The organism is Pseudomonas sp. RIT-PI-a (assembly GCF_001187875.1).
GTDB classification, from domain to species: domain Bacteria; phylum Pseudomonadota; class Gammaproteobacteria; order Pseudomonadales; family Pseudomonadaceae; genus Aquipseudomonas; species Aquipseudomonas coleopterorum.
Genome location: NZ_LGIR01000011.1, coordinates 242,653 through 263,757 on the forward strand (window position 1 = coordinate 242,653; position 21,105 = coordinate 263,757).

Consider the following 21,105-nt stretch of genomic DNA (forward strand, 5'->3'; position numbering starts at 1 on the left):
TGCGCCACTTGATTCCAATGGAGACCCCCATGCTTCGCGCATTCGAACGCAGGCTCGACCCTTTTCCACCTGACGAAGTGCCACCACCGCCAACCGGTCTGGCGCGCTTTCTATGGGCCTGCACCCGCGGTGCGCGGGGCTACATCATCGCCTTCGCCGTCCTCAGCGCCGCCGTGTCGATCTATGAAGCCTGGCTGTTTTCCTTCCTGGGCCAGGTCGTCGACCTGCTCACCACCTGGCAGCAGGGCGGCGAGGCTGCCGCCCAGGAAAGCCGTGTGCTGTGGGGCATGGGACTGGTCATGGTGGGCAGCATCGCCTTGGTCGCCTTGCGCACCATGGTTCAGCACCAGATTCTGGCGATCAACCTGCCGCTCAGGCTGCGCTGGGACTTTCACCGGTTGATGCTGCGGCAAAGCCTGTCGTTCTTCTCCGACGAGTTTTCCGGACGGGTCACCACCAAGGTGATGCAGACCGCCCTGGCCGTACGCGACGTGCTGTTCACCCTGATCGAGATCCTGCCCGGCATCGGCGTGTATTTCATCGCCATCATCGCGCTGGCCGGCGGCTTCGCGCCCAAGCTCATGCTGCCGTTCGTGGCCTGGCTCATTCTGTTCGGCCTGGCGATGTGGTACTTCGTGCCACGCCTGGGCAAGGTCGGCCAGGAGCAGGCCCATGCGCGTTCGTCGATGACCGGACGCATCTCCGATGCCTACACCAACATTGCTACGGTCAAGCTGTTCTCCCATTCCAATCGCGAGGCGCATTTCGCCCGCGCGGCCATGGAAGACTTCAAGAACACCGGCTTTCGCCAGATGCGTCTGGTCAGCCAGTTCGAGATCGTCAACCAGGCGCTGGTGGTCGGTCTGCTCATGGCGGCCGGTGGCTATGCCCTGTGGCTCTGGCACCTGGGCGAGATCGGCACCGGCGCCGTGGCGGCGATCACGGCCATGGCCTTGCGCATCAACGGCATGTCGCACTGGATCATGTGGCAGATGACCTCGTTGTTCGAAAACATCGGCACCCTGCAGGATGGCATGGGCACCCTGACCCGGGGCGCCAAGGTGCAGGACGCGGTCAATGCCGGCGAACTGAGCACCACAGGCGGTGCAGTGACATTCGACAACGTCAGTTTCAACTACAACGGTGAACGTCAGGTGCTCGACGGCCTGAGCCTGAACATCCGCGCGGGCGAGAAGATCGGCCTGGTGGGGCGTTCGGGGGCGGGCAAGTCGACGCTGATCAACCTGCTGCTGCGCTTCTACGATGTCGACAGCGGCGAGATCCGCATCGATGGGCAGAACATCGCCCACGTGACCCAGGACAGCCTGCGCAGCGCCATCGGCATGGTCACTCAGGACACCTCGCTGCTGCACCGTTCCATTCGCGACAACATCGCCTATGGCCGTCCCGATGCGACCGACGAGCAAGTACGCAGCGCCGCGGCGAGCGCTCAGGCTGACGAATTCATCAGCCAATTGAGCGACCGTCAGGGCCACAGTGGCTACGACACGCTGGTGGGCGAGCGCGGCATCAAGCTGTCCGGCGGCCAGCGCCAGCGCGTGGCGATCGCGCGGGTAATGCTCAAGAATGCGCCGATCCTGTTGCTCGACGAGGCCACCAGCGCGCTGGATTCGGAAGTCGAAGTGGCGATCCAGGAAAGCCTGGATCACATGATGCAGGGCAAGACCGTGATCGCCATCGCGCATCGCCTGTCGACCATCGCTGCCATGGATCGCCTCATCGTCATGGATCAAGGTCGGATTCTGGAGCAGGGCACCCACGCCGAATTGCTGGCCAAAAACGGCATCTATGCCCGGTTGTGGCAGCACCAGAGCGGTGGTTTCCTGGGTGAGGATCAACTGGTGCCCGAGGGTGTCAATCAGGGCTGAATGGTGACGGATGTTCACCGATCGTTGCCCCGCGGCTGGTAATTGCCGCGGGTATGCCTCTAGTCTTGGTGCAAATTCCAAGGCATATCGAGGTTGCCCCCATGACTGCTCTGAGCGGAATCCGCGTCATCGAAATCGGAACCCTCATCGCTGCACCGTTCGCTGCGCGCCTGCTCGGCGAGTTCGGTGCCGAGGTGATCAAGATCGAAACCCTGGGGCAGGGCGATCCCCTTCGCAAGTGGCGCAAACTCCACGAAGGCACCTCGTTGTGGTGGTACCTGCAATCGCGCAACAAGAAATCCCTGGCACTGAATCTGAAGTCCGCCGAGGGTATCGAGATCGTCAAGCAACTGGCCGAAAGCGCCGATGTGCTGATCGAGAACCTGCGCCCCGGCGCTTTGGAAAAGTTGGGCTTGGGCTGGGATGTGCTGCACGCGCTCAATCCCAAGCTGACCCTGGTGCGCATTTCCGGCTATGGCCAGTCCGGCCCGTATCGTGATCGGCCGGGTTTCGGCGCGATCGGCGAGGCTATGGGCGGTATTCGCTACACCACCGGGAATCCGGACTCACCGCCGGCGCGAGTGGGTGTCAGCCTAGGCGACTCGCTGGCGTCCATGCATGCGGTGATGGGCGCGCTGATGTCGTTGCTGCGGGTCAAGACCGGCCAGGGTGACGGCCAGGTGGTCGATGTGTCGCTGGCCGAAAGCGTCTTCAATGTCATGGAAAGCCTGGTACCGGAATACGCCATGCTCGGCCACGTGCGCGAGCGCAGCGGTGGCGCGTTGCCCGGCATCGCGCCGTCCAACACCTACCCGACTGCCGATGGCGGTTATGTCGTGATCGCGGGCAACAGCGATCCCATTTTCAAGCGCCTGATGACCGCCATCGGTCGAGGCGATCTGGGCGACGACCCTGCGTTTGCCCACAACGACGGCCGCGCCGCGCAGAGCGATATGCTCGATGGTGCCATCAGCGCGTGGAGCACTCAGCGTCCCATCGATGAAGTGCTGCGCGTGCTGGAAGCAGCGGAGGTGCCTGCCGGGCGCATCTACTCGGTCGCCGATATCGTCGCCGACCCGCACTATCAGGCACGGGGCATGATTCTCGACGCGCAACTGCCCGGTGGGGTGGAAACGAAAATGCCCGGCGTGGTGCCCAAACTGTCCGAAACTCCCGGTGTGATCAACTGGCAAGGGCCGAGCCTGGGCCAACACACCCAGGCTGTACTGACCGAGCTGGGTTTGAGCGAGAGCGCCATCCAGCGCCTGAAGGATGAGGGCATCGTGCAATGATCAGCGATTACTCGCAACGTCTCATCGTTCAGGAGGTGGCGCCGCGTGACGGCCTGCAGATCGAACCGATGTGGGTCGCCACCCAAGACAAGATCGCCTTGATCGACCAGCTCTCGCTCGCCGGCTTCAGCCGTATAGAGGCTGGCTCCTTCGTTTCGCCCAAGGCCGTGCCAGCCTTGCGCGATGGTGAGCAGGTGTTTGGCGGCATCGTACGCCAGCCGGGCGTCACCTACGTGGCATTGATCCCGAACCTCAAGGGTGCGCAGCGTGCCCTCGCAGCCAAGGCTGACGAGCTCAACCTGGTGCTGTCAGCCAGCCAGAGTCATAACCTCGCCAACATGCGCATGAGTCGGGAGCAGTCCCTGGCGGGCTTCGCCGAGGTGGTCGAGCTGGCTCGCGGCACGTCGGTCAGCCTTAACGGTACCGTTGCCACGACCTTCGGCTGCCCGTTCGAAGGGCACATCGATGAAACGGTTGTCATGGGCCTGGTCGATGCCTACCAACGGCTGGACCTGCAAGGCGTGACCCTGGCCGACACCACCGGCATGGCCAATCCGCGCCAGGTGTATGGACTGGTCCGGCGGGTGTTGGAGCAACTGCCCGCCGATGCGCTGACGCTGCACTTTCACAACACCCGCGGGCTGGGGCTGAGCAACGTGCTGGCAGCCTATGAAGCCGGGGCCCGGCGCTTCGATGCATCGCTGGGTGGCTTGGGCGGATGCCCGTTCGCACCCGGCGCGTCGGGCAACATCTGCACTGAGGACCTGGTGAACCTGTGCGAGGAAATAGGCATTCCCACTGGCATCGATCTGCCCCGTCTGCTCGAGCTGTCCCGCACCTTGCCGGCACTGTTGGGGCATGAGATGCCGGGGCAGGTGGCGAAGGCGGGCCGTAATCGGGACCTTCATCCGTTGCCGTCGGGGCTTGGCTGACCGGCACGGCTGCATCGATGACGGTATCTGCGGACTGGCGACCAAGGTTCACCCCCTCGTCGGAGCGCTTGGTGACGTGAAGAGATTGCCGCGGTGCATCACCCTGCGACATGCCGGCGTATCTGCTCAACCACGGCGCCCTCGACCTCACCTTCGCCCGCGGTTTCGGCAAAAGCAGCACAGCTCACCGATCGCTCGTCCATGAGGCCTCTGTACACCGCGAGGACGCTGCCGGGCCCGCATCCGGTGTGTCCCGCCAGTACCAGCCCCCCAGCCACGGGCCCACGCATCAGCCCCAGCGCATAGCCTGGCGCCAGCCACGGTCGACCGGGTATCGGCCCGCCCAATGTCGTGGTGTCCTGCATGGTCTGGAGCAACCCGGCGGGCAGCAGAGCACCCCCCAGCAGACCATCGACCAGCAGCGCCGCCTGCGACAGCGGGCCGATCAGCAAGCCGTGATACACCCAGCCCGGATCATAGCGGGCAAGGCTGGCGCAGGATTGCCCGAGCTCTACCCTGGACGTCGCGAAACGTACCGTGTCAGCGATGTTCAGCGGCTGCAGCACGCGCGTGCGGACGGCGTCGGCCAGCGACAGGTCGCTGGTGCGCTCTATCAGCCGGGCCACCTGCCAGTAGCCGACGTTCGAATAGCGCCAGCCTTCGCCAGGGGTGTACCGCAGACGCTCGGCCTGCAATCGTTCGAGCATTTCCTGCGCTGGCCACGCAGTCTCGTGACGCGCGACGGCGGCGTGGTAGTCGGCGAGCTCGCCGTAGTCTGCGAGCCCTGCCTCGTGCCGCAGCAGTTGGCGCAAGGTGTAGCGGGCGCCGGCGAGCGGGTCGTCCAGACGCAGCCGTCCGTCACGCACCAGAGCCAGCGCTGTGGCCGCCAGCACCGTCTTGGTGAAGCTCCACCATGGCACCGCAGGTTCGGTCTGATGAGGAGGTTGCAGCTGTTGGCCGTTGACGATGAGGACGATCTGCATGAGTGGCTCGCAAGGCAAACGAATGAACGGAGATGCGGGCAGCTGGCGCCTTGCTCCCGCGCGTCCTATGGTAGACCAGACTCAAGCGCAATGACTTCCCCATCTCACTGGAGACTCCCATGCACACCACAGGCAACACGATCCTGATCACCGGTGGCGGCAGCGGCATCGGTCGCGCCCTGGCCGAAGCCTTTCTGGCCCGAGGCAACGAAGTGATCATCGCGGGGCGCCGAGAGTCACTGCTCGAACAAGTGGCTCAGGCCAATCCCGGCTTGCACTACACGGCGCTCGACACCAGCGATGCGCAGGACCGGCAACGGGTTGTCGAACAGCTGATCGAACGCCACCCGGACCTCAACACGGTCATTCACTCGGCCGGCATCATGCGCGGCGAGTCACTGCGCGCAGGTCCCACCGAACTCGAAGCCACGGTCGCTACCAACCTGCTGGGCCCCATTCATCTGGATGGCCTGCTGCTGCCGCACTTTCTCACTCGACCCCACGCGGCCATCGTGACGGTCTCCTCCGGGTTGGCGTTCGTTCCGTTGGCCCTGACCCCCAGCTACTGCGCAACCAAGGCGGCGGTCCACTCCTACAGCCAGTCACTGCGCTACCAGCTCAAGGACACCGCCGTGAAGGTCCACGAACTAGTGCCGCCGTACGTCCAAACCGAACTGATGGGCCAGCGCCAAGCCAACGACCCCCATGCGATGCCGCTGGCGGAGTTCATCGACGAAGTCATGGCGATTTTCGAACGCTCGCCGGATGCCGAGGAGATTCTCGTCGAGCGGGTCAAGCCCTTGCGTTTCGCCGAAGCCAATGGCGGCTATGGACCGTTCTTCACGAACTTCAACGACCAGATGGCTGCGGCGCGGGCGGGGGAGTAGGGCACAAGGTACGTTCTGATCCGTGCCTGGTCGACGCCTTGGACCCTTCAAACCTCAGGCAACTTGGCTATCACCTTGATCTCGAAATCGAAGCCATACAACCACGTCACCCCCACGCAGGTGATGTTCGGGAAAGGCGCCTGGCCCCAGTATTCAGGCACCACTTCCCAGATGGTTTCGAACCGGGATTGCGGATCGACGATGAACACCGTCACGTCCACCACATCGTCGAAGGTGCACTGCGCCGCGTGCAGCACGGCGTTGAGGTTCTGGAAGGCCAGGCGCACCTGGTCTCGCAGGTCCGGCTCGGGTGAGCCGTCCTCGCGGCTGCCGACCTGGCCGGACACGAACAGCAGGCCATTGCTGCGAACGGCGGGTGAATAGCGGTTGCGTTCATAAAGGGCCTGGCGGCCGACTGGAAAAACGACGTCACGTTGAGTCATGGGATTGCCTCCGTAAGCGGGCCGGGCGACCCGTTATCTATCGAAGGGAAACAGTAGAGGCTTGCCCTGGCGGGATAAACGAGCAAATCTGGCCAGGACTGTTTGCGTTTCCCAAACAATGGCTCCTGACAACGAGGTACCGATGGACCGTTTCGATGCCATGCAGGCGTTCGCGCGAGTAGTGGAGACGGGCAGTTTTACCCAGGCGGCGCACACCCTGCACATGAGCAAGACCACGGTGACCCAACTGGTGCAGCAGCTCGAAGCGCGTCTGCGGGTGAAGCTGCTCAACCGCACCACGCGCCGGGTCAACGTCACCGCCGACGGCGCCGTCTACTACGACAGGGTGGTGCGCCTGCTCGCCGATCTGGACGACGCCGAGACCGGTCTGTCCAGTGCCGCCACCGTGCCGCGCGGCAGGCTGCGGGTCGACGTGCCCAGTCCCTTCGCCAGCCATGTGCTGATGCCGGCCCTGCCCGAGTTTCATCGCCGCTACCCGGATATCCAGATCGACATGGGCGTCAGCGACCGTATGGTCGATATCATCGGCGAGAACGTGGACTGTGTCGTACGCGGTGGTGAACTGAGCGATCAATCGCTGATGGCGCGCCGCCTGGGCGACCTGCAACTGGGGGTCTATGCAGCGCCCGGCTATTTGCGCCGACTCGGCACGCCCCAGCATCCCGGCGATCTGGAAGCGTCCGATCACCGCGTGATCGGCTTTCTCTGGGCGCGGACGGGCAGGGCGCTGGCCTACACCCTGCAGCGCGACGGCGAGCGCGTGACCGTACGCGGCCAAGCGGTGCTTTCGGTCGACGACGGCAATGCCTATCTGGCCGCCGGGCTGGCTGGCATGGGTGTCTTGTGGCTACCGGAGTACATGGCCCGCGCACCCGTGGCGCGCGGCGAGCTCGTTGCGTTGTTCCAGGACTGGCAACTGGAGTCCATGCCGATGTACATCGCCTATCCGCCCAATCGACACATCAGCTTGAAGCTTCGGGTATTCATCGAGTGGGTGGTGGAACTGTTGCCGTTCCAAGGAGCGGCGAGCGGGTGATACCAAGCCTGCGCGGTCAACCGATGATGATGGTGCCTGCGGCGATGATCGTACATGCCAGCACCTTGCGCACGGTCAGGCTCTCGCCTAGGAAGAACCAGCCGATCAAGGCTGCGAACAGCACGCTGGTCTCGCGCAGCGCCGAGACCATGCCCATGGGCGCATCGGTCATCGCCTGGATGACGATGCCGTAGGCCAGCAGCGACACCAGGCCACCGGCGGCAGCCGTCGCCATTCCGGGACGATAGGCAAACAGGCTGCGCGCTCCGCGCCGACCGATATACACCATCGGCATCAGCACCCCCCACAGCACACACATCCACACGGTATAGGCCATGGGGGCGCCGGACAGGCGCGCACCGATGCCGTCGGTGACGCTGTAGGCCGCGATGAACGCGCCAGTGCCCAGGGCGTACGGCAAGCTGGGAACGGCCAGTTTGCCCTTGCTGAAGGCCAGCAGAATGATCCCGCCCGAGACCAGGCAGATGCCGGTCAAGGCACTGGCCTGGATGTGCTCGCCGGCGAATATCGCTGCACCCAGCGCGATCAGGATCGGCGACGAGCCGCGGGCAACCGGATAGGTCTGCCCGAGGTCGCCCATCCGGTAGCTGCGCACCAGAAACAGGTTGTAGCCCACGTGCAGCACGCCCGAGAGCACGGCATAGGGCCAGCTTGCCTGGGCGGGGACAGGCATGAACAAGGCCAGCACGATGCAGGTCGCGGCCACGGCCAGGCACATGACGGTCATCGACCACAGCCGATCCGCGCCACCGCGCAGGAGGGCGTTCCAACCGGCATGCAACAGGGCGGCGAATAATACGAGGGAGACAGTGGAGATGGGCATTGCGGCATTCTAGGCCAGCAAGCAGGAGGCAGGACAGCGAAGTTTGCTTGTCGTCGATATCACATCAGTAGCGTGTAAGGAGGCCCCGCAGTTCAGGCGAACTGCGGGGCCAGCCATTGCGATCAGAGCGATCGCAGGGGTGCATCAGACAGTGACGTGCAGACGAACGTCGACGTTGCCGCGGGTAGCATTGGAGTACGGGCAGACCTGGTGGGCCGCTTCGACCAGCGCTTCGGCGTCGGCCTGTTCCAGACCTGGCAGGTGGATGTGCAGATCGATGTCCAGACCGAAACCGCCGGGGATCTGGCCGATGCCCACTTTGGCCGTGATCGAGGTGTCGGCCGGCACGCTGCGCTTGCTCTGGCCGGCGACGAATTTCAGGGCGCCGATGAAGCAGGCCGAGTAGCCCGCCGCGAACAGTTGCTCCGGGTTGGTCGCTGCACCGCCGGCACCGCCCAGTTCTTTCGGGGTTGCCAGTGCCACGTCGAGGATCTTGTCACTGGAGACAGCACGGCCATCACGGCCACCGGTGGCAGTTGCGGTTGCGGTATAGAGAACGTTCATGGATTTATCTCTTCAGGACAGGATTGAGGTGCCGCCAGCTTTACCTGTGCGGGCTGGGCAGCTGGGATTAATTTATCGCGCTAATGCTTAGTGCGCAAGATAATATTTCGAAGTTTTTCATGCGCGTCGACAACGCTCTGATTCGCCTGGATTTTTTACTGATCTGGCGGCGTCAGGCTCGTCTGAAGCTGGCTGCGAAGTGTCAGAAGCTCCCCTTGCAGCGCTTCCAGTTTCTGCTGCGCGATGCCGCACGCCGCCAGAATGCAGGCCGGGATGTTCTCGGCTTCCTGGCGAAGCGCCTTGCCGGCGTCGGTCAGCACAAGCCGGACGACCCGTTCATCGTCCCTGCTGCGGGTGCGCATGATCAAGCCTTCGGCTTCAAGCCGTTTAAGCAGGGGCGTCATCGAGCCCGGATCGGTGAGCAGCCTGGCGCTGAGGTCCGACACGGTCAGCCCGTCCTCCTCCCATAGCACCAGCATGGCCAGGTACTGAGGATAGGTCAGGTGGAGGGCCTGAAGCAGCGGTTTGTACACCTTGGTCATCATCAGCGACGTGGAGTGCAGGGAAAAGCACAGCTGGTTGGCCAGCAACAGGTGGCTGCGCTCTGCGACGGGTGCAATGGGACGGCTGTCGTCGACGCTCATGGAATCATCCTGAACTGCAAATGAGCCTAAGTTAGCGTCGATATATTTAGCGCGCAATCAGATCGTATTCCGCCCGGTCACCCGACGATCCTGGCGTCAAGGCAGCGGTCCCATGGGCTCCAGCTCCCGGATCAGATCGATCAGCAGCCGGAGGCCGACGGGCACCTGTCGAAAGCTCGAGTAGTAGATGTGGAAGCCGGGATCGGTGTGGGCCCAGTCCTTCAGGACCTCCTGCACGGTGCCGTCCTCGACGTACCGGGCGATGACACGTTCAGGTACGTACATCAGACCGGCTCCGCGGGTGACCAATGCAACGCCGACGCGGGTTTCATCGATGGTGATCGCGCCGGGTACCTGCACCTCGAGTTTCTGGCCGTCCTTGACGAACTCCCAGTCATACAATCGCGCATTGCCGAGGCGGATCTTCAGGCACCGATGCTCTTTCAACTGCTCGGGATGGGTGGGCACACCGAAGCGCTCGAGATAGCCGGGTGTGCCCACCACGCTCCAGCGCACATCCGGGGACAGTCGCTGAGCGATCATGTCACTGGGTACCGTGCCGCCGAAACGAATGCCTGCGTCGTGGCCCTCGCCAATCACATCGATCATCCGATTGGTGACGGTCAGGTCCACTTCGATGTCGGGATAGCGCTCCACGAACACCGGCAGGACAGGGCCAAGCAGTAATTTCGCGCCATCGCTGAGGACGTTCAAACGAATGCGACCCGCGGGCTCGTCGCGCAACCGGTTGAGGGTCTCCAGGGCGTTGCTGATGTCGGTCAGTGGGTGGCTGACCAGCCCCTGCAACTCTTCGCCGGCAGCGGTAAGGGTCACGCTGCGGGTGGTGCGATTGAGCAGGCGAACGCCCAGGCGCGCCTCCAGGCCTTTCATGGCGTGACTGAGCGCCGAAGCGCTGATGCCGACCTCGACGCTCGCACGGCTGAAGCTCTGGTGCTTGGCAATGGCCAGGAAATAGATGATGTCAGCCAGGTTCGCACGACTCAGTTGCATGGATCACCCGCTAGCGGAGCACTTGAAAGGGCAATCATACAGAAGCGGGTAACTGATCGATGAGCTTGTCCAGCGTGATCGGATAATCCCGAACCCGCACCCCAGTGGCGTTGTAGATGGCATTGGCAATGGCGGCGGCCGCACCGGAGATGCCCAACTCACCCACCCCCTTGGCTTTCAACGGCGTCGCGTACGGGTCGACTTCATCGAGAAAGATGACCTCCTGATGGTGAATGTCGGCGTGCACGGGGACCTCGTAACCCGCCAGGTCGTGATTCACGAAGAAACCCAGGCGATGGTCCACCACCATGTCCTCCATCAACGCCGCGCCGGCGCCCATGGTCATGCCGCCGATGATCTGGCTTCGTGCCGTTTTCGGATTCAAGATACGGCCGGCGGCGCACACCGCCAGTTGGCGGCGGATGCGAATCTCGCCGGTGGCTGCATTCACCCCGACCTCGACGAAGTGCGCACCGAACGTCTGCTGGGAGAAGCGTTTGGCCAGATCGCCATATTCCATCAGATCCTCAGCCTCGATATCGCCGTGCGCCGCAGCGCTGGCCAGCGCAAAGCTGGCGTCGGTGTCGCGCACCTGGCCGTCGACGAACTCGGCCGTCACCGGGTCCAGGCCGAGTTTCTGCGCAACGGCTTCGCGCAGCTTCACACAGGCGGCATAGACACCCGCGGTGGAGGAGGCCGCCCCCCATTGGCCGCCTGACCCGGCAGACTCGGGGAATCGCGAGTCACCGAGACGGACCTCGACGTGATCGATATCCACGCCCATCATTTCAGCGGCGGTCTGGGCAATGATGGTGTACGTGCCGGTGCCGATGTCCGTCATGTCGGTTTCCACGGTGACCCGGCCTTGCCGGTCGACTCGTACGCGAGCGGCGGATTTACTCGTCGGCGCGCCCCGGATGGCCGAGGCCACCCCCATCCCGATGAACCAGCCGTCGTCCAGGACCTGAGCCGGCGCCGGGCGCCGTCTGCTCCACCCGAAGCGCTCGGCGCCGAGGGTCAGGCACTCGATCAATTGACGCCTGGAAAAGGGTCGGGTGGGTTGTTCGGGATCGACCTGCGTATCGTTCATGACCCGAAACCTGACAGGGTCCATGTTCAGCTTGGCGGCCATTTCATCCATGGCGATTTCCAGCGCCATCATGCCCGGCGCCTCACCGGGCGCGCGCATGGCGTTGCCCTCGGCCAGATCCAGGACGGCCAGTTTCAGGCGCGTCAGACGATTCGCGCCTGCGTACAGCGAGCGGGTCGCCGCCGTCGCCGGTTCGGTACGGCCTCCGCGCAGATTGCCCGACCAGCTCTCGTGACCTATGGCAGTGATGCTGCCATTGCTGTCCGTACCGATGCGTATACGCTGCAGGGTGGCCGGGCGGTGGGTCAGATTGTTGAACATCAGCGGCCGGGGTAGGGCGACCTTGACCGGGCGCCGCGCCTCTCTGGCCGCGAGCGACGCCAGCACCGCGTCGCACAGGATCGTACCCTTGCCGCCGAAACCGCCGCCGATGTAGGGCGAGATCAAATGGACCTGCTCCTTGGCGATGCCGAGTGTCTTGGCCAAGTCGCGAACGCCCCAGTTCATCTGCTGGATCGAGGTCCAGAGGGTCAGCTGATCGCCTTGCCATTGAGCGATGGTGGCATGGGGTTCCATCATGGCGTGAGCCTGATCCGGGGTGCTGTAGGTTTCGTCGAGTTGCACCGCCGCGCGTTGGAACGCGCCGTCGAAATCGCCGACGTCGGTTTGCGCGGGGGGACCGAAGGCGGCGGGCGGCGGCGTTTGCGCCGCGTCTTTCTGGGCTTTCAGGTCGAACTGTCCAGCCTCCCGAACGTAATAGATGCGCAGCAGTGCAGACGCCGCGCGAGCCTGTTCGAAGGTTTCGGCCACCACGATGGCCACGGCCTGGTGATAGTGATCCACCTGGGGGCCGCCCAGCGCCCGGCTGACATAGAACTCGCCCTTGTCCAGCTTGCCGGCATTTTCATGAGTGACGATAGCGATCACGCCCGATGCCAGCCTGGCTTGCTCCGAGTCGATCGACGAGATGCGCCCCTTGCTGATCGCCGCCCCGACCACATAACCATAGGCAGGATGGGTGACCGCCGCATTCTGCTCATAGGCGTAGGTGGCAGTGCCGGTGGTCTTGAGCTTGCCATCGATGCGGTCTTTGGGCTGGCCGATGACATTGAGCTGATCGATCGGATTGGTCGTCGCGGGCGTATCGAATTTCATGGGCAATCTTCCTGTTCGGTTCGCCGGTCGGCTAGCGCGACATGCAACGGGCGGCGTTACGACGACGCTTGAGCCAGTGCCAGACCCAGCGTGCGCTCAGCAAGTTTCACCTTGAATGCGTTTTGCGCCGTGGGGCGGGCGTCGCCGAGCAGGCGGGCGCTCACTGCGGCCGCGCCTTGAGGCAGCAAAGCGTCTGCGGCGACGTCGTGCCACGGCTTGTAGGCAACGCCTCCGAGCGCGATCCGTCCCGTCCGATCCGGCTGCACCACTGCCGCCACCGAGACCAGGGCAAAGGCGTACGAGGCGCGGTCACGGACCTTGTAGTAGATGTGTCTGCCGCCTGCCGGTTTGGGCAGGATGACCGCCGTGATCAACTCGCCCTGGGTCAAGGTGTACTCCAAGTGAGGCGTATCGCCGGGCGCCTTGTAGAGCTGCGCGAGCGGAAACGTGCGGGTCTGGCCGCTGGCGTTCAGGGTTTCGACAGCGGCATCCAGTGCCTGCATGGCCACCGCCATGTCGCTGGGATGGCTGGCGATACAGGCATCGCTGACACCGATCACGGACTGCTGACGACTCACGCCGCCCAGCGCTGAGCAACCGGTACCGGGACGGCGTTTGTTGCAGGGCTGGTTGGTGTCGTAGAAGTACGAGCAGCGCGTTCGCTGCAGCAGATTGCCCGCCGTCGTCGCCTTGTTCCGCAGCTGCCCGGATGCGCCCGACACCAGGGCCCTGGACAGCACGGCATAGTCGCGCCTGACTTCGGGCGCGGCAGCCAGGTCGGTGTTGCGCACCAGCGCGCCGATGCGCAAACCACCCTCGCGCGTGGCCTCGAGGGTATCGAAGGCCAGGCCGTTGACGTCGATCAGGTGCTGTGGGGTTTCGATCTCCAGCTTCATCAAATCCAGCAGATTGGTGCCCCCGGCAATGAAGCGCGCTGCGGGGTTGGCCGCTGCTGCCGCGACGGCGTGCTCGGGCGACGTCGCACGCTCGTAGGTAAATGACCTCATGCGGTTTCCCCCGTCGCAACCTCGGCAATGGCATCGATGATGTTGGAGTAGGCGCCGCAGCGGCAGATGTTGCCGCTCATGCGTTCACGCAGTTCGGCTGGGGTCTGCACCACCGGCGCGATCAGGTTCTGGGTGACGTGACTGGGAATGCCGGCTTTCAATTCGGCCAGCACCGCCACCGCCGAGCAGATCTGTCCAGGCGTGCAGTAGCCGCATTGATAGCCGTCATGCCTGATGAAGGCGGCCTGCATCGGGTGCAGACGCTCCGGCGTGCCCAGGCCTTCGATAGTGGTGATGCTGTCGCCTTCATGCATGACCGCCAGGCTCAGGCATGCGTTGATCCGGCGTCCCTCCACCAACACGGTGCAGGCGCCGCATTGGCCATGGTCGCAGCCTTTCTTGGTCCCGGTGAGCTTCAGGCGCTCGCGCAACACATCCAGCAACGTGGTTCGGTTGTCCACCTCAAGGGTCTGCCGGCGACCGTTCAACGTGAAGGTCACAGAAGAGCTCGCCGGTGCCTGCGCGGCTGTCTTGCCGGGCTCGACGGCGTTCACTGGCGCAGCCGACAGGGCCATCGACACGGCCGAGCCTGCCGTTCCCACCAATACCTGTCGGCGAGACAGCCTGAGGCCGTCTTTGGGCTGCAGATGATCCAAATCACTCTCTCCTTCAGCAATGCCCGTCGGCACGAACAACAATGACCCACGCAAAGGACACGTCGGATTGAGGCAGGTGAATCCAGCAGCTGCTGAAGCAGATCCCCTACACCCTTCAAGGTTAAGGCATCAGGCGAGTGGCGATAACGTCGATGGGCGGGATGATGTAGTGAATGACGCTCAGTAATGGCGTGGAGGGAAAATCACAGAGGCCAGCGTTCATCGCAACGCTGTCGGGGCTGACCCGAACGGCGATCAGACATCGTGACCTGTGCTCAGGCTGTCCCACAGTCCCATCATCTGATCGACCGCTGCGTCCAGGGTAGCCGCCGTCACACCGTCGCGAGCCAGGGTCGACAGGCCCAGCAGAAAACTGTCGAACGCGGTGGCAAGCACTTCAGGGATCACGGTTTTCGGGAGCTCACCGGTGTTGATTCCGCGCTCGACGCAGGCGCGCAGGCCGGCCCGGTTGGCATTTCTTGCGTTCACCAACGGCTTGGAGATGATTTTGCTCTCGGCCGAACAGGCGCTCATCAGCCCCAGAGCGACTAGGCATCCGGTTGGGTGACCGGCCTCGGACTGCATGCTGGCCGAGCGGCGCAGGGTTAGTTCGATGGCCGTCCTGGGAGGCAGGGCGGGATCGAACAGGCTTTCCGTGACGCGGCCATGGGTGCCGAGATAGCGCTCGACAACCTCATGGAACAGCGCCTGCTTGGAGCCGAAGGCGGCGTAGAAACTGGGCGCGGTGATACCCCCGCCAATGCTGGCTTTGAGCTGGCTGAGCGAGGTGGCGTCGTAGCCATGCTCCCAGAACAGGTGCATCGCCTGAGTGATTGCCTCGTCGCGGTCGAACGTACGAGGACGTCCCATCTGGGCCATGTCGGATCTCCTTCGTTGGTACATAGATACTAAACGATACATAAGTGGTTGACCACGCTGAGCGGCTTGTTTAGATTTGTATCGATCGATATATAAATCCAGAGGAGCACACCGGATGACCACGGATGAAACACAACACGACACACTCCCGCTCGGCGCTTTATTGGCCCTGGCGATGACCGGTTTCATTTGCATCGTCACCGAGACGCTGCCCGCTGGCCTGCTTCCGCAGATCGGCAGCGGCCTTGGCATCTCGCCGTCGCTGGCTGGCCAGATGGTGACCGTCTACGCCCTGGGGTCATTGCTGGCGGCCATCCCGTTGACCATCGCGACGCAGAGCTGGCGGCGCAGAACCGTCCTGCTGCTGACGATCGCAGGATTTCTGCTGTTCAATTCCATCACGGCCTGGTCGTCCCATTACGTACTGACCTTGGTCGCCAGGTTCTTTGCCGGCGTGTCGGCGGGTCTGGCCTGGAGCTTGATTGCCGGGTATGCGCGACGCATGGTCGTGCCGCAATTGCAGGGCCGGGCGCTGGCCGTGGCGATGATTGGCACCCCGATTGCCTTGTCGCTGGGCGTGCCCCTGGGTACCTGGCTGGGCGGCTTCATGGGCTGGCGCATGGCGTTTGCGTTGATGTCCGTCTTGACGCTGGTGCTGATCGGCTGGGTACTGGTCAAGGTGCCGGACTATCCGGGGCAGTCTTCGACCCAGCGGCTGGCGTTACACGAGGTCTTTTTCACCCCAGGGGTGCGGCCGGTGCTGGGCGTGGTGTTCACCTGGATGCTGGCGCACAACATCCTCTATACCTACATCGCACCTTTCGTAGCCAAGGCGGGGCTGGCCAACGATGTCGATCTGGTCCTGCTGGCCTTCGGCATCGCCGCGCTGGCGGGCATCTGGGTGACGGGGCGCCTGGTCGATCGTCATCTGCGCCCAGCGGTCCTGTTCAGTCTGGCCAGCTTTGCCGCCGTTGCAGTATTTCTCGGCCTGTTCATGACCTCGGCGATCGCGATTTATCTGGGTGTGGTGATCTGGGGGCTGACGTTCGGCGGCGCCGCCACCCTGTTGCAGACGGCACTGGCCGACTCCGCGGGCCGGGGCGCCGATGTGGCCCTGTCGATGAATGTCGTGGTGTGGAACAGCGCGATTGCAGGCGGGGGGGTACTGGGGGGCGTCTTGTTGGGCCATTGGGGTGTGGGTACGTTTCCCTGGGGGCTGCTGGCCTTGACGCTCATCGGCCTGGGCATTGCCTACCAGGCGCGGGTGCATGGATTTGCCGGAGGAGGCCGGGTTTCCGCGCAGGTGGTCAGCGGTCACTGAAGGCAGGCGGGCAGGGGCGTTGCCGCAGGCTCGCCTTTGCCCCTGCCGATCCCTGAAGCGTTGATCAGTGTTTCAGGGCGGCGCTGACCGACTGGGCAATCGGTATCGTGGCGCGACCCAGCAGTTGGCTCAATTGCCGGCTGTTGTCGTACAGGTCACCTTTGGCTGCGCCGGCGTCCGAGTCGGCCAGCATCGCCGCTAATTCGACAGGCAGGCCGACACTGACCAGCGCTTCTTGGTACTGCGCTTGCGGCAGGTCGTTGTAGACGACGGCCTTGCCTGACTGTTGCGCCACTTCGGCGGCCAGCTCAGCCAAGGTGTAGCTGTCGTCGCCGGCCAGTTCGTAGACCTTGCCGGCCTGGTCGTCGCGGCTCAGCACCGCCGCTGCGGCCTCGGCGTAGTCCGCACGAGCTGCCGAGGAAATTCGACCGTCCCTCGCGCTGCCCAGAATCGCGCCGTGTTCGACAGCCGGTGCAATGCCGGCCGTGTAATTCTCGTTGTACCAGCCATTTCGCAGGATGACGTGGGGCAGGCCAGACTCGGCCAGTGCCTGTTCGGTATCGCGATGCTCCGAGGCCAGGCCGAGCGTCGATGTGTCGGCATGCAGCAGGCTGGTGTAGGCCAGCAATTTCACGCCTGCGGACCGGGCGGCTTCGATGACGGCGCGGTGCTGTGCACGGCGTTGCCCGACTTCACTGGATGAGATCAGCAACAGACGCTCCACGCCTGTCAGCGCGCTGTGCAAGGTGTCGGGTTCGTTGTAGTCCGCTGCCCGCACGTCGATGCCTTTGGCGGCCAGGTCACGCGCCTTGGCCGGGTCACGCACCAACGCGCTCAGGGCTGCGGGTTTCTGGTTTTTCAGCAATGCATCGATGACCAAGCGGCCCAGTTGGCCCGTTGCACCGGTAATGGCGATCATGAAAGCACCTCGATTCTCGTTGAAGAAAATCCGATGCTAGAATAGAAGCTTACGAAAAGTAAGTACGTACGAAAAGGTAAGTACCATGTCTCATGCTGAAAGCGATTCGCACCGGTTTGCCGAGAAGCTGCGTCGCGGCGAAGTGTTGCAGGCGGACTGTCCTTCGCGGGAGATCCTCCAGCACATGACCAGTCGCTGGGGCGTGCTGGTGCTGGTGGTGCTGCTGGAAGGCACCCATCGCTTCAGCGAGCTGCGGCGCAAGATCGGCGGCGTCAGCGAGAAGATGCTCGCTCAAACGCTGCAACGGCTCGAAGGCGACGGACTGGTGCAGCGTCTGGCGCTGCCGGTGGTACCACCGTACGTCGAGTACAGCCTGACGACGCTGGGCACTCAGGCCGCTACGAAGCTGGAAACGGTGGTGGATTGGATCGAGGACAACCTGCCCCAGATCATGGATTTCAAAAGAGGGCGCGAAGCGCAGGACCAGAACTCGGCATGATGGAGCGTGCGCTATCGATCCGCAATGTCGACTTCCAGATCGGTCAGCAACCCGGCCATCGCCGCCGTGATCTGCTCCTCGTTGCGTTTGTAGTAGGTCCATTTGCCCACTTTGCTGGCTTCGACGAAACCTTGGTCGAGCAAGGCTTTGAGGCAGATGGAGGTGGCCGGCTGCGACAGCCCGGCCTTGTCCTGAATCAGGCTGGCGCAGACGCCATGCACACTGAAATCGTACAGCTGGCTGTAGCCTGCGAACGATCGATGAGGATCCTTGAGCCAGGTCAGGACGGCTCGCCGCGTAGGGCTGGATAGAACTTTCAATGCCTCGTTCAACGCCGTCATGTGGATGCCTGACCCTGTGGATGGGCGAGGGTGAACCCGCCCGGAAGCGGCTATTTTAAGGGGTCATGAACGGATAGTCGATGTAACCCCGTTCTCCACCGCCATAAAGCGTTGCGTGGTCGACCGGATTGAGGGGTGCGCCGTGCGCGAAGCGCTTGGGCAAATCCGGGTTGGCGATGAACGTGCGGCCGAATCCGAACAGATCGCCATGACCGTCAGCGAGCACCCGTTCGGCTTTTTCCCGGGTGTAGCAGCCGGAATACATGATCGGATTGCCGAAGGTTTCGCGCAGTGCCCGGCGGAAGCTCACAGGCAACTCCGGAGCGTTGTCCCAGTCGGCTTCGGCAATGGACAGGTAACCGATCCCCAGCGAATTCAACATGGCCGCCGCCTGAACGTAGGTGGCATGAGGATCGCTTTCCACCAGGCCCAGGTAGACACGGGCCTCTTCGGTGGTTTCGAACAGCGGTGCGAAACGCACGCCGACACGTTCCCGGCCAAACACGGAGATCACCGCTTCGGTCACTTCACGCAGAAAACGCAGACGGTTTTCCAGAGTGCCGCCGTATTCGTCGGTGCGCTGGTTGGTGTGTTCGGACAGGAACTGATTGAGCAGGTAACCGTTGGCCGAATGCAGTTCGACGCCGTCGAAGCCTGCTTCCTTCGCGTTCACGGCGGCCACGCGGTACAACTCCACCAGCGCTTTGACCTCTGCCGTGGACAGTGCGCGAGGCAGGCTGGGGTCTGCCAGCTCGCCCGTTTCAGGACCGGTCTCGATGAACACTTTCACCGCCGTTGCTGTAATGGCGGAGGGCGCGACGGGTGGCTGGTTGTCAGGTTGCAGGCTGTTATGGGACACGCGCCCGACGTGCCAGAGCTGGCAGAAGATCACGCCGCCTTCTTCATGAACGGCGCGGGTCACCTGTCGCCAGCCGGCAATCTGCTCCTGGCTGTAGATGCCAGGCGTCCAGGCATAACCCTGGCCGCGTGGTTCTATCTGCGTGCCTTCGGTGATCATGAACCCGGCACTGGCGCGCTGCCGGTAATAGGTGCTCATCAAGGCATTGGGGACGTCGCCCGGCTGGCTGCTCCGGGACCGCGTCAGAGGAGGGAGGGCAATGCGGTTCTTGAGCGTCAGGCCACCGAGGGTGAGAGGGCTGAACAAGCTGGCGTCGGTCATAGTGATTCCGTAGGGCTACTGAAAGTAGCCATACATTAACACATTCGAATGTGTTTATGTGAATCAACCCATCCAGCCAACTGCCGTCTTTGGAATGACCTCCGACTCATCCAGTTTGGACGCGAACATGCTCACCGCCTCCACGGCATCGCTGGTACCGGTACGGATCTGCAGAATGACCAGGCCGGCCTGTTCCGCCAGCAAGACACCGCGCTGCGCGCCTTCGTGGGTGGAGTTGATGCTGGTCACCGCATCCCGGGTCTCGGCCAGAATCTTGCCGATCATCTCGGCGATCTCGCTGGTCGACCGGCTGGTGCGGCCCGCCAGTTGCCTTACTTCGTCGGCCACGACGGCAAAGCCGCGACCCTGGTCGCCGGCGCGCGCCGCTTCGATGGCTGCGTTGAGGGCCAGCAGGTTGGTCTGGTCAGCGATGCTGCGGATGGTGTTGACGATCGCCGTGATCTGCTCCGAGCGATCACCCAGTTGGCCCACGAGGCGCGCCGAGGACTCGATATGGTCGGCGATCAGGCGCATTTCCACCGCCGTCTGCTGAATGACTTCGGCGCCCTGCTCGGCGACTTTCTCGGTTTCGGCCGAGATATGGTAGGCGCGCGAAGCGCTGCGCGAGTCTTCTTCGAACTTCTCCACGCGCTCGGTGATGTCGCTGGCGAACTTGACGATCTTGGTCAGGGTGCCGTCCGCATCGAAGACGGGGTTGTAGGTCGCTTCAAGCCACAGCGTCCTTCCGTGCTTGCCGATGCGCTTGAACTGACCACTGAAGACTTCTCCGGAGTTGAGTCGTTTCCAGAAGTCAGTGTATTCACTGCTGCCGACCAGATCGGCTTCGCAGAACATTCTGTGATGCTTACCTTTCAGGTCAGTCTGGACATAGCCCATGGTATTCAGAAAGTTCTGGTTGGCCTGAATGATATTGCCGTTGAGGTCGAACTCGATGACCGCCATCGCTCGATCCAGCGCATTGAGCTTGCTGTTGGCCTCGGCATCCTGGAGCACCTTTTGCGTGACATCCAGTGCGAACTTGACGACCTTGCAGACTTTTCCCTGCTCATCCAGCACCGGACTGTAACTGGCCTCCAGCCACACCTTTCGGCCGTCCGCACCGACCCGCTGGAAAGTGCCGGACACGAACTCTCCGGCTCGAAGACGACCCCACAACTCGTTATACGCCGAGCTGCGAACCAATGCGGTCGGACAAAGATCCGAATGCGCCACGCCGAGAATCTGCTCGGCGCGATAGCCCATGATCCTCAAGAAGTTGTCGTTGGCACGAATGACTTTGCCATCCAGACCCAACTCGACGATTGCCATCGAGCGGTCCAGAGCATTCACCAATCCTTGGTGTTTGATGATTTCAGCGTCCTGGGATTGCAACTTACGTTTCAGCGCTGAATTGAACACGTTGTTACCCTCGGATTGGATGTATCCCTGTTCCAGGGGTATCGACCGCTCATCGCAAAGCTCAATCAATGTTTAGTAAATAGTTGGGAAAGC

At 63.1% G+C, this 21,105-nt stretch carries 21 protein-coding genes and 1 pseudogene; 7 read left to right on the top strand and 15 right to left on the bottom strand.

Annotation, left to right across the window (positions count from 1 at the left end):
• The first annotated feature begins 29 nt into the window (after window positions 1-29).
• From AC788_RS03380 to AC788_RS03390, 3 genes are all read left to right on the top strand, one after another.
• A complete protein-coding gene (locus AC788_RS03380; protein WP_049859202.1) occupies window positions 30-1,889 on the top strand; it encodes an ABC transporter ATP-binding protein in 1,860 nt (619 codons plus the stop codon).
• A gap of 101 nt (window positions 1,890-1,990) precedes the next feature.
• Window positions 1,991-3,181: a CaiB/BaiF CoA transferase family protein gene (locus tag AC788_RS03385; protein ID WP_049859203.1), complete on the top strand. Its 1,191-nt coding sequence runs from the start codon at window positions 1,991-1,993 to the stop codon at window positions 3,179-3,181.
• Window positions 3,178-4,113: a hydroxymethylglutaryl-CoA lyase gene (locus AC788_RS03390; RefSeq protein ID WP_049859204.1), complete on the top strand. Its 936-nt coding sequence runs from the start codon at window positions 3,178-3,180 to the stop codon at window positions 4,111-4,113. The genes AC788_RS03385 and AC788_RS03390 overlap by 4 nt, the downstream gene beginning before the upstream one ends.
• A gap of 98 nt (window positions 4,114-4,211) precedes the next feature.
• Here the strand turns inward: AC788_RS03390 and AC788_RS03395 are convergent, their stop codons facing one another.
• Window positions 4,212-5,096, bottom strand: a complete 885-nt coding sequence (locus AC788_RS03395; RefSeq protein WP_049859205.1) for a serine hydrolase domain-containing protein — start codon at window positions 5,094-5,096, stop codon at window positions 4,212-4,214.
• Between the two features lie 119 nt (window positions 5,097-5,215).
• Here AC788_RS03395 and AC788_RS03400 point away from each other — a divergent pair, with 119 nt between their 5' ends.
• Window positions 5,216-5,983, top strand: coding sequence for an SDR family oxidoreductase (locus AC788_RS03400; protein WP_049859206.1), 768 nt, complete (start codon window positions 5,216-5,218; stop codon window positions 5,981-5,983).
• A 47-nt stretch (window positions 5,984-6,030) separates the two neighbouring features.
• Here the strand turns inward: AC788_RS03400 and AC788_RS03405 are convergent, their stop codons facing one another.
• Window positions 6,031-6,426, bottom strand: coding sequence for a RidA family protein (locus AC788_RS03405; RefSeq protein ID WP_049859207.1), 396 nt, complete (start codon window positions 6,424-6,426; stop codon window positions 6,031-6,033).
• Window positions 6,427-6,568: 142 nt separating this feature from the next.
• On the opposite strand from AC788_RS03405, the gene AC788_RS03410 reads away from it, so the two are divergent.
• A complete protein-coding gene (locus AC788_RS03410; protein WP_049859208.1) occupies window positions 6,569-7,483 on the top strand; it encodes a LysR family transcriptional regulator in 915 nt (304 codons plus the stop codon).
• A 16-nt stretch (window positions 7,484-7,499) separates the two neighbouring features.
• Here the strand turns inward: AC788_RS03410 and AC788_RS03415 are convergent, their stop codons facing one another.
• The 8 genes from AC788_RS03415 to AC788_RS03450 all read right to left on the bottom strand — a co-directional run bounded on the left by AC788_RS03415 (window position 7,500) and on the right by AC788_RS03450 (window position 15,333).
• Window positions 7,500-8,327: an EamA family transporter gene (locus AC788_RS03415; RefSeq protein WP_049859209.1), complete on the bottom strand. Its 828-nt coding sequence runs from the start codon at window positions 8,325-8,327 to the stop codon at window positions 7,500-7,502.
• Window positions 8,328-8,471: 144 nt separating this feature from the next.
• On the bottom strand, window positions 8,472-8,891 hold the full coding sequence (locus AC788_RS03420; protein ID WP_049859210.1) for an organic hydroperoxide resistance protein: 420 nt from the start codon (window positions 8,889-8,891) through the stop codon (window positions 8,472-8,474).
• 155 nt (window positions 8,892-9,046) lie between these two features.
• Complete coding sequence (locus tag AC788_RS03425) at window positions 9,047-9,535, bottom strand: MarR family winged helix-turn-helix transcriptional regulator (RefSeq protein WP_049859211.1); 489 nt, start codon at window positions 9,533-9,535, stop codon at window positions 9,047-9,049.
• A 96-nt stretch (window positions 9,536-9,631) separates the two neighbouring features.
• Window positions 9,632-10,546 carry a LysR family transcriptional regulator gene (locus AC788_RS03430; RefSeq protein ID WP_049859212.1) on the bottom strand — a complete coding sequence of 305 codons (915 nt, stop codon included), beginning with the start codon at window positions 10,544-10,546 and terminating at the stop codon, window positions 9,632-9,634.
• A 34-nt stretch (window positions 10,547-10,580) separates the two neighbouring features.
• On the bottom strand, window positions 10,581-12,791 hold the full coding sequence (gene paoC / locus AC788_RS03435; protein ID WP_049859213.1) for an aldehyde oxidoreductase molybdenum-binding subunit PaoC: 2,211 nt from the start codon (window positions 12,789-12,791) through the stop codon (window positions 10,581-10,583).
• A 56-nt stretch (window positions 12,792-12,847) separates the two neighbouring features.
• A complete protein-coding gene (locus tag AC788_RS03440) occupies window positions 12,848-13,798 on the bottom strand; it encodes an FAD binding domain-containing protein (protein WP_049859214.1) in 951 nt (316 codons plus the stop codon).
• The gene (gene paoA / locus AC788_RS03445) at window positions 13,795-14,445 is read right to left on the bottom strand and encodes an aldehyde dehydrogenase iron-sulfur subunit PaoA (RefSeq protein WP_082223584.1); all 651 of its coding nucleotides are present in this window, start codon (window positions 14,443-14,445) and stop codon (window positions 13,795-13,797) included. Before paoA ends, AC788_RS03440 begins: the two co-directional genes overlap by 4 nt.
• 264 nt (window positions 14,446-14,709) lie before the next feature.
• Window positions 14,710-15,333, bottom strand: coding sequence for a TetR/AcrR family transcriptional regulator (locus AC788_RS03450; RefSeq protein WP_049859216.1), 624 nt, complete (start codon window positions 15,331-15,333; stop codon window positions 14,710-14,712).
• Window positions 15,334-15,448: 115 nt separating this feature from the next.
• Between AC788_RS03450 and AC788_RS03455 the strand changes: the two genes are divergently transcribed.
• On the top strand, window positions 15,449-16,654 hold the full coding sequence (locus tag AC788_RS03455) for an MFS transporter (protein WP_049859217.1): 1,206 nt from the start codon (window positions 15,449-15,451) through the stop codon (window positions 16,652-16,654).
• A 64-nt stretch (window positions 16,655-16,718) separates the two neighbouring features.
• On the opposite strand, the gene AC788_RS03460 is transcribed toward AC788_RS03455, so the two are convergent.
• On the bottom strand, window positions 16,719-17,573 hold the full coding sequence (locus AC788_RS03460; RefSeq protein ID WP_049859218.1) for an SDR family oxidoreductase: 855 nt from the start codon (window positions 17,571-17,573) through the stop codon (window positions 16,719-16,721).
• A gap of 85 nt (window positions 17,574-17,658) precedes the next feature.
• On the opposite strand from AC788_RS03460, the gene AC788_RS03465 reads away from it, so the two are divergent.
• The gene (locus AC788_RS03465) at window positions 17,659-18,072 is read left to right on the top strand and encodes a winged helix-turn-helix transcriptional regulator (RefSeq protein ID WP_049859219.1); all 414 of its coding nucleotides are present in this window, start codon (window positions 17,659-17,661) and stop codon (window positions 18,070-18,072) included.
• A gap of 11 nt (window positions 18,073-18,083) precedes the next feature.
• Here the strand turns inward: AC788_RS03465 and AC788_RS03470 are convergent, their stop codons facing one another.
• The 4 genes and pseudogenes from AC788_RS03470 to AC788_RS22165 form a co-directional block, all read right to left on the bottom strand.
• Window positions 18,084-18,413, bottom strand: coding sequence for an ArsR/SmtB family transcription factor (locus AC788_RS03470; protein WP_049859220.1), 330 nt, complete (start codon window positions 18,411-18,413; stop codon window positions 18,084-18,086).
• Window positions 18,414-18,468: 55 nt separating this feature from the next.
• Entirely contained in the window at window positions 18,469-19,593 is a 1,125-nt protein-coding gene (locus AC788_RS03475) for an alkene reductase (protein ID WP_049859221.1), read from the bottom strand.
• A 63-nt stretch (window positions 19,594-19,656) separates the two neighbouring features.
• Window positions 19,657-20,241: a methyl-accepting chemotaxis protein gene (locus tag AC788_RS22160; protein ID WP_269083343.1), complete on the bottom strand. Its 585-nt coding sequence runs from the start codon at window positions 20,239-20,241 to the stop codon at window positions 19,657-19,659.
• A 3-nt stretch (window positions 20,242-20,244) separates the two neighbouring features.
• Window positions 20,245-21,012 (bottom strand): annotated as a pseudogene (locus AC788_RS22165) (PAS domain-containing protein); the annotation flags it as partial.
• Between the last annotated feature and the right edge of the window lie 93 nt (window positions 21,013-21,105).

Excerpts from the sequence above, each read along its gene's own strand:
- AC788_RS03380 (WP_049859202.1), top strand. The coding sequence starts at position 30 with ATGCTTCGCGCATTCGAACGCAGGCTCGACCCTTTTCCACCTGACGAA.
- AC788_RS03385 (WP_049859203.1), top strand. The coding sequence starts at position 1,991 with ATGACTGCTCTGAGCGGAATCCGCGTCATCGAAATCGGAACCCTCATC.
- AC788_RS03390 (WP_049859204.1), top strand. The coding sequence starts at position 3,178 with ATGATCAGCGATTACTCGCAACGTCTCATCGTTCAGGAGGTGGCGCCG.
- AC788_RS03395 (WP_049859205.1), bottom strand. The coding sequence starts at position 5,096 with ATGCAGATCGTCCTCATCGTCAACGGCCAACAGCTGCAACCTCCTCAT.
- AC788_RS03400 (WP_049859206.1), top strand. The coding sequence starts at position 5,216 with ATGCACACCACAGGCAACACGATCCTGATCACCGGTGGCGGCAGCGGC.
- AC788_RS03405 (WP_049859207.1), bottom strand. The coding sequence starts at position 6,426 with ATGACTCAACGTGACGTCGTTTTTCCAGTCGGCCGCCAGGCCCTTTAT.
- AC788_RS03410 (WP_049859208.1), top strand. The coding sequence starts at position 6,569 with ATGGACCGTTTCGATGCCATGCAGGCGTTCGCGCGAGTAGTGGAGACG.
- AC788_RS03415 (WP_049859209.1), bottom strand. The coding sequence starts at position 8,327 with ATGCCCATCTCCACTGTCTCCCTCGTATTATTCGCCGCCCTGTTGCAT.
- AC788_RS03420 (WP_049859210.1), bottom strand. The coding sequence starts at position 8,891 with ATGAACGTTCTCTATACCGCAACCGCAACTGCCACCGGTGGCCGTGAT.
- AC788_RS03425 (WP_049859211.1), bottom strand. The coding sequence starts at position 9,535 with ATGAGCGTCGACGACAGCCGTCCCATTGCACCCGTCGCAGAGCGCAGC.
- AC788_RS03430 (WP_049859212.1), bottom strand. The coding sequence starts at position 10,546 with ATGCAACTGAGTCGTGCGAACCTGGCTGACATCATCTATTTCCTGGCC.
- paoC (WP_049859213.1), bottom strand. The coding sequence starts at position 12,791 with ATGAAATTCGATACGCCCGCGACGACCAATCCGATCGATCAGCTCAAT.
- AC788_RS03440 (WP_049859214.1), bottom strand. The coding sequence starts at position 13,798 with ATGAGGTCATTTACCTACGAGCGTGCGACGTCGCCCGAGCACGCCGTC.
- AC788_RS03450 (WP_049859216.1), bottom strand. The coding sequence starts at position 15,333 with ATGGCCCAGATGGGACGTCCTCGTACGTTCGACCGCGACGAGGCAATC.
- AC788_RS03455 (WP_049859217.1), top strand. The coding sequence starts at position 15,449 with ATGACCACGGATGAAACACAACACGACACACTCCCGCTCGGCGCTTTA.
- AC788_RS03460 (WP_049859218.1), bottom strand. The coding sequence starts at position 17,573 with ATGATCGCCATTACCGGTGCAACGGGCCAACTGGGCCGCTTGGTCATC.
- AC788_RS03465 (WP_049859219.1), top strand. The coding sequence starts at position 17,659 with ATGTCTCATGCTGAAAGCGATTCGCACCGGTTTGCCGAGAAGCTGCGT.
- AC788_RS03470 (WP_049859220.1), bottom strand. The coding sequence starts at position 18,413 with ATGACGGCGTTGAACGAGGCATTGAAAGTTCTATCCAGCCCTACGCGG.
- AC788_RS03475 (WP_049859221.1), bottom strand. The coding sequence starts at position 19,593 with ATGACCGACGCCAGCTTGTTCAGCCCTCTCACCCTCGGTGGCCTGACG.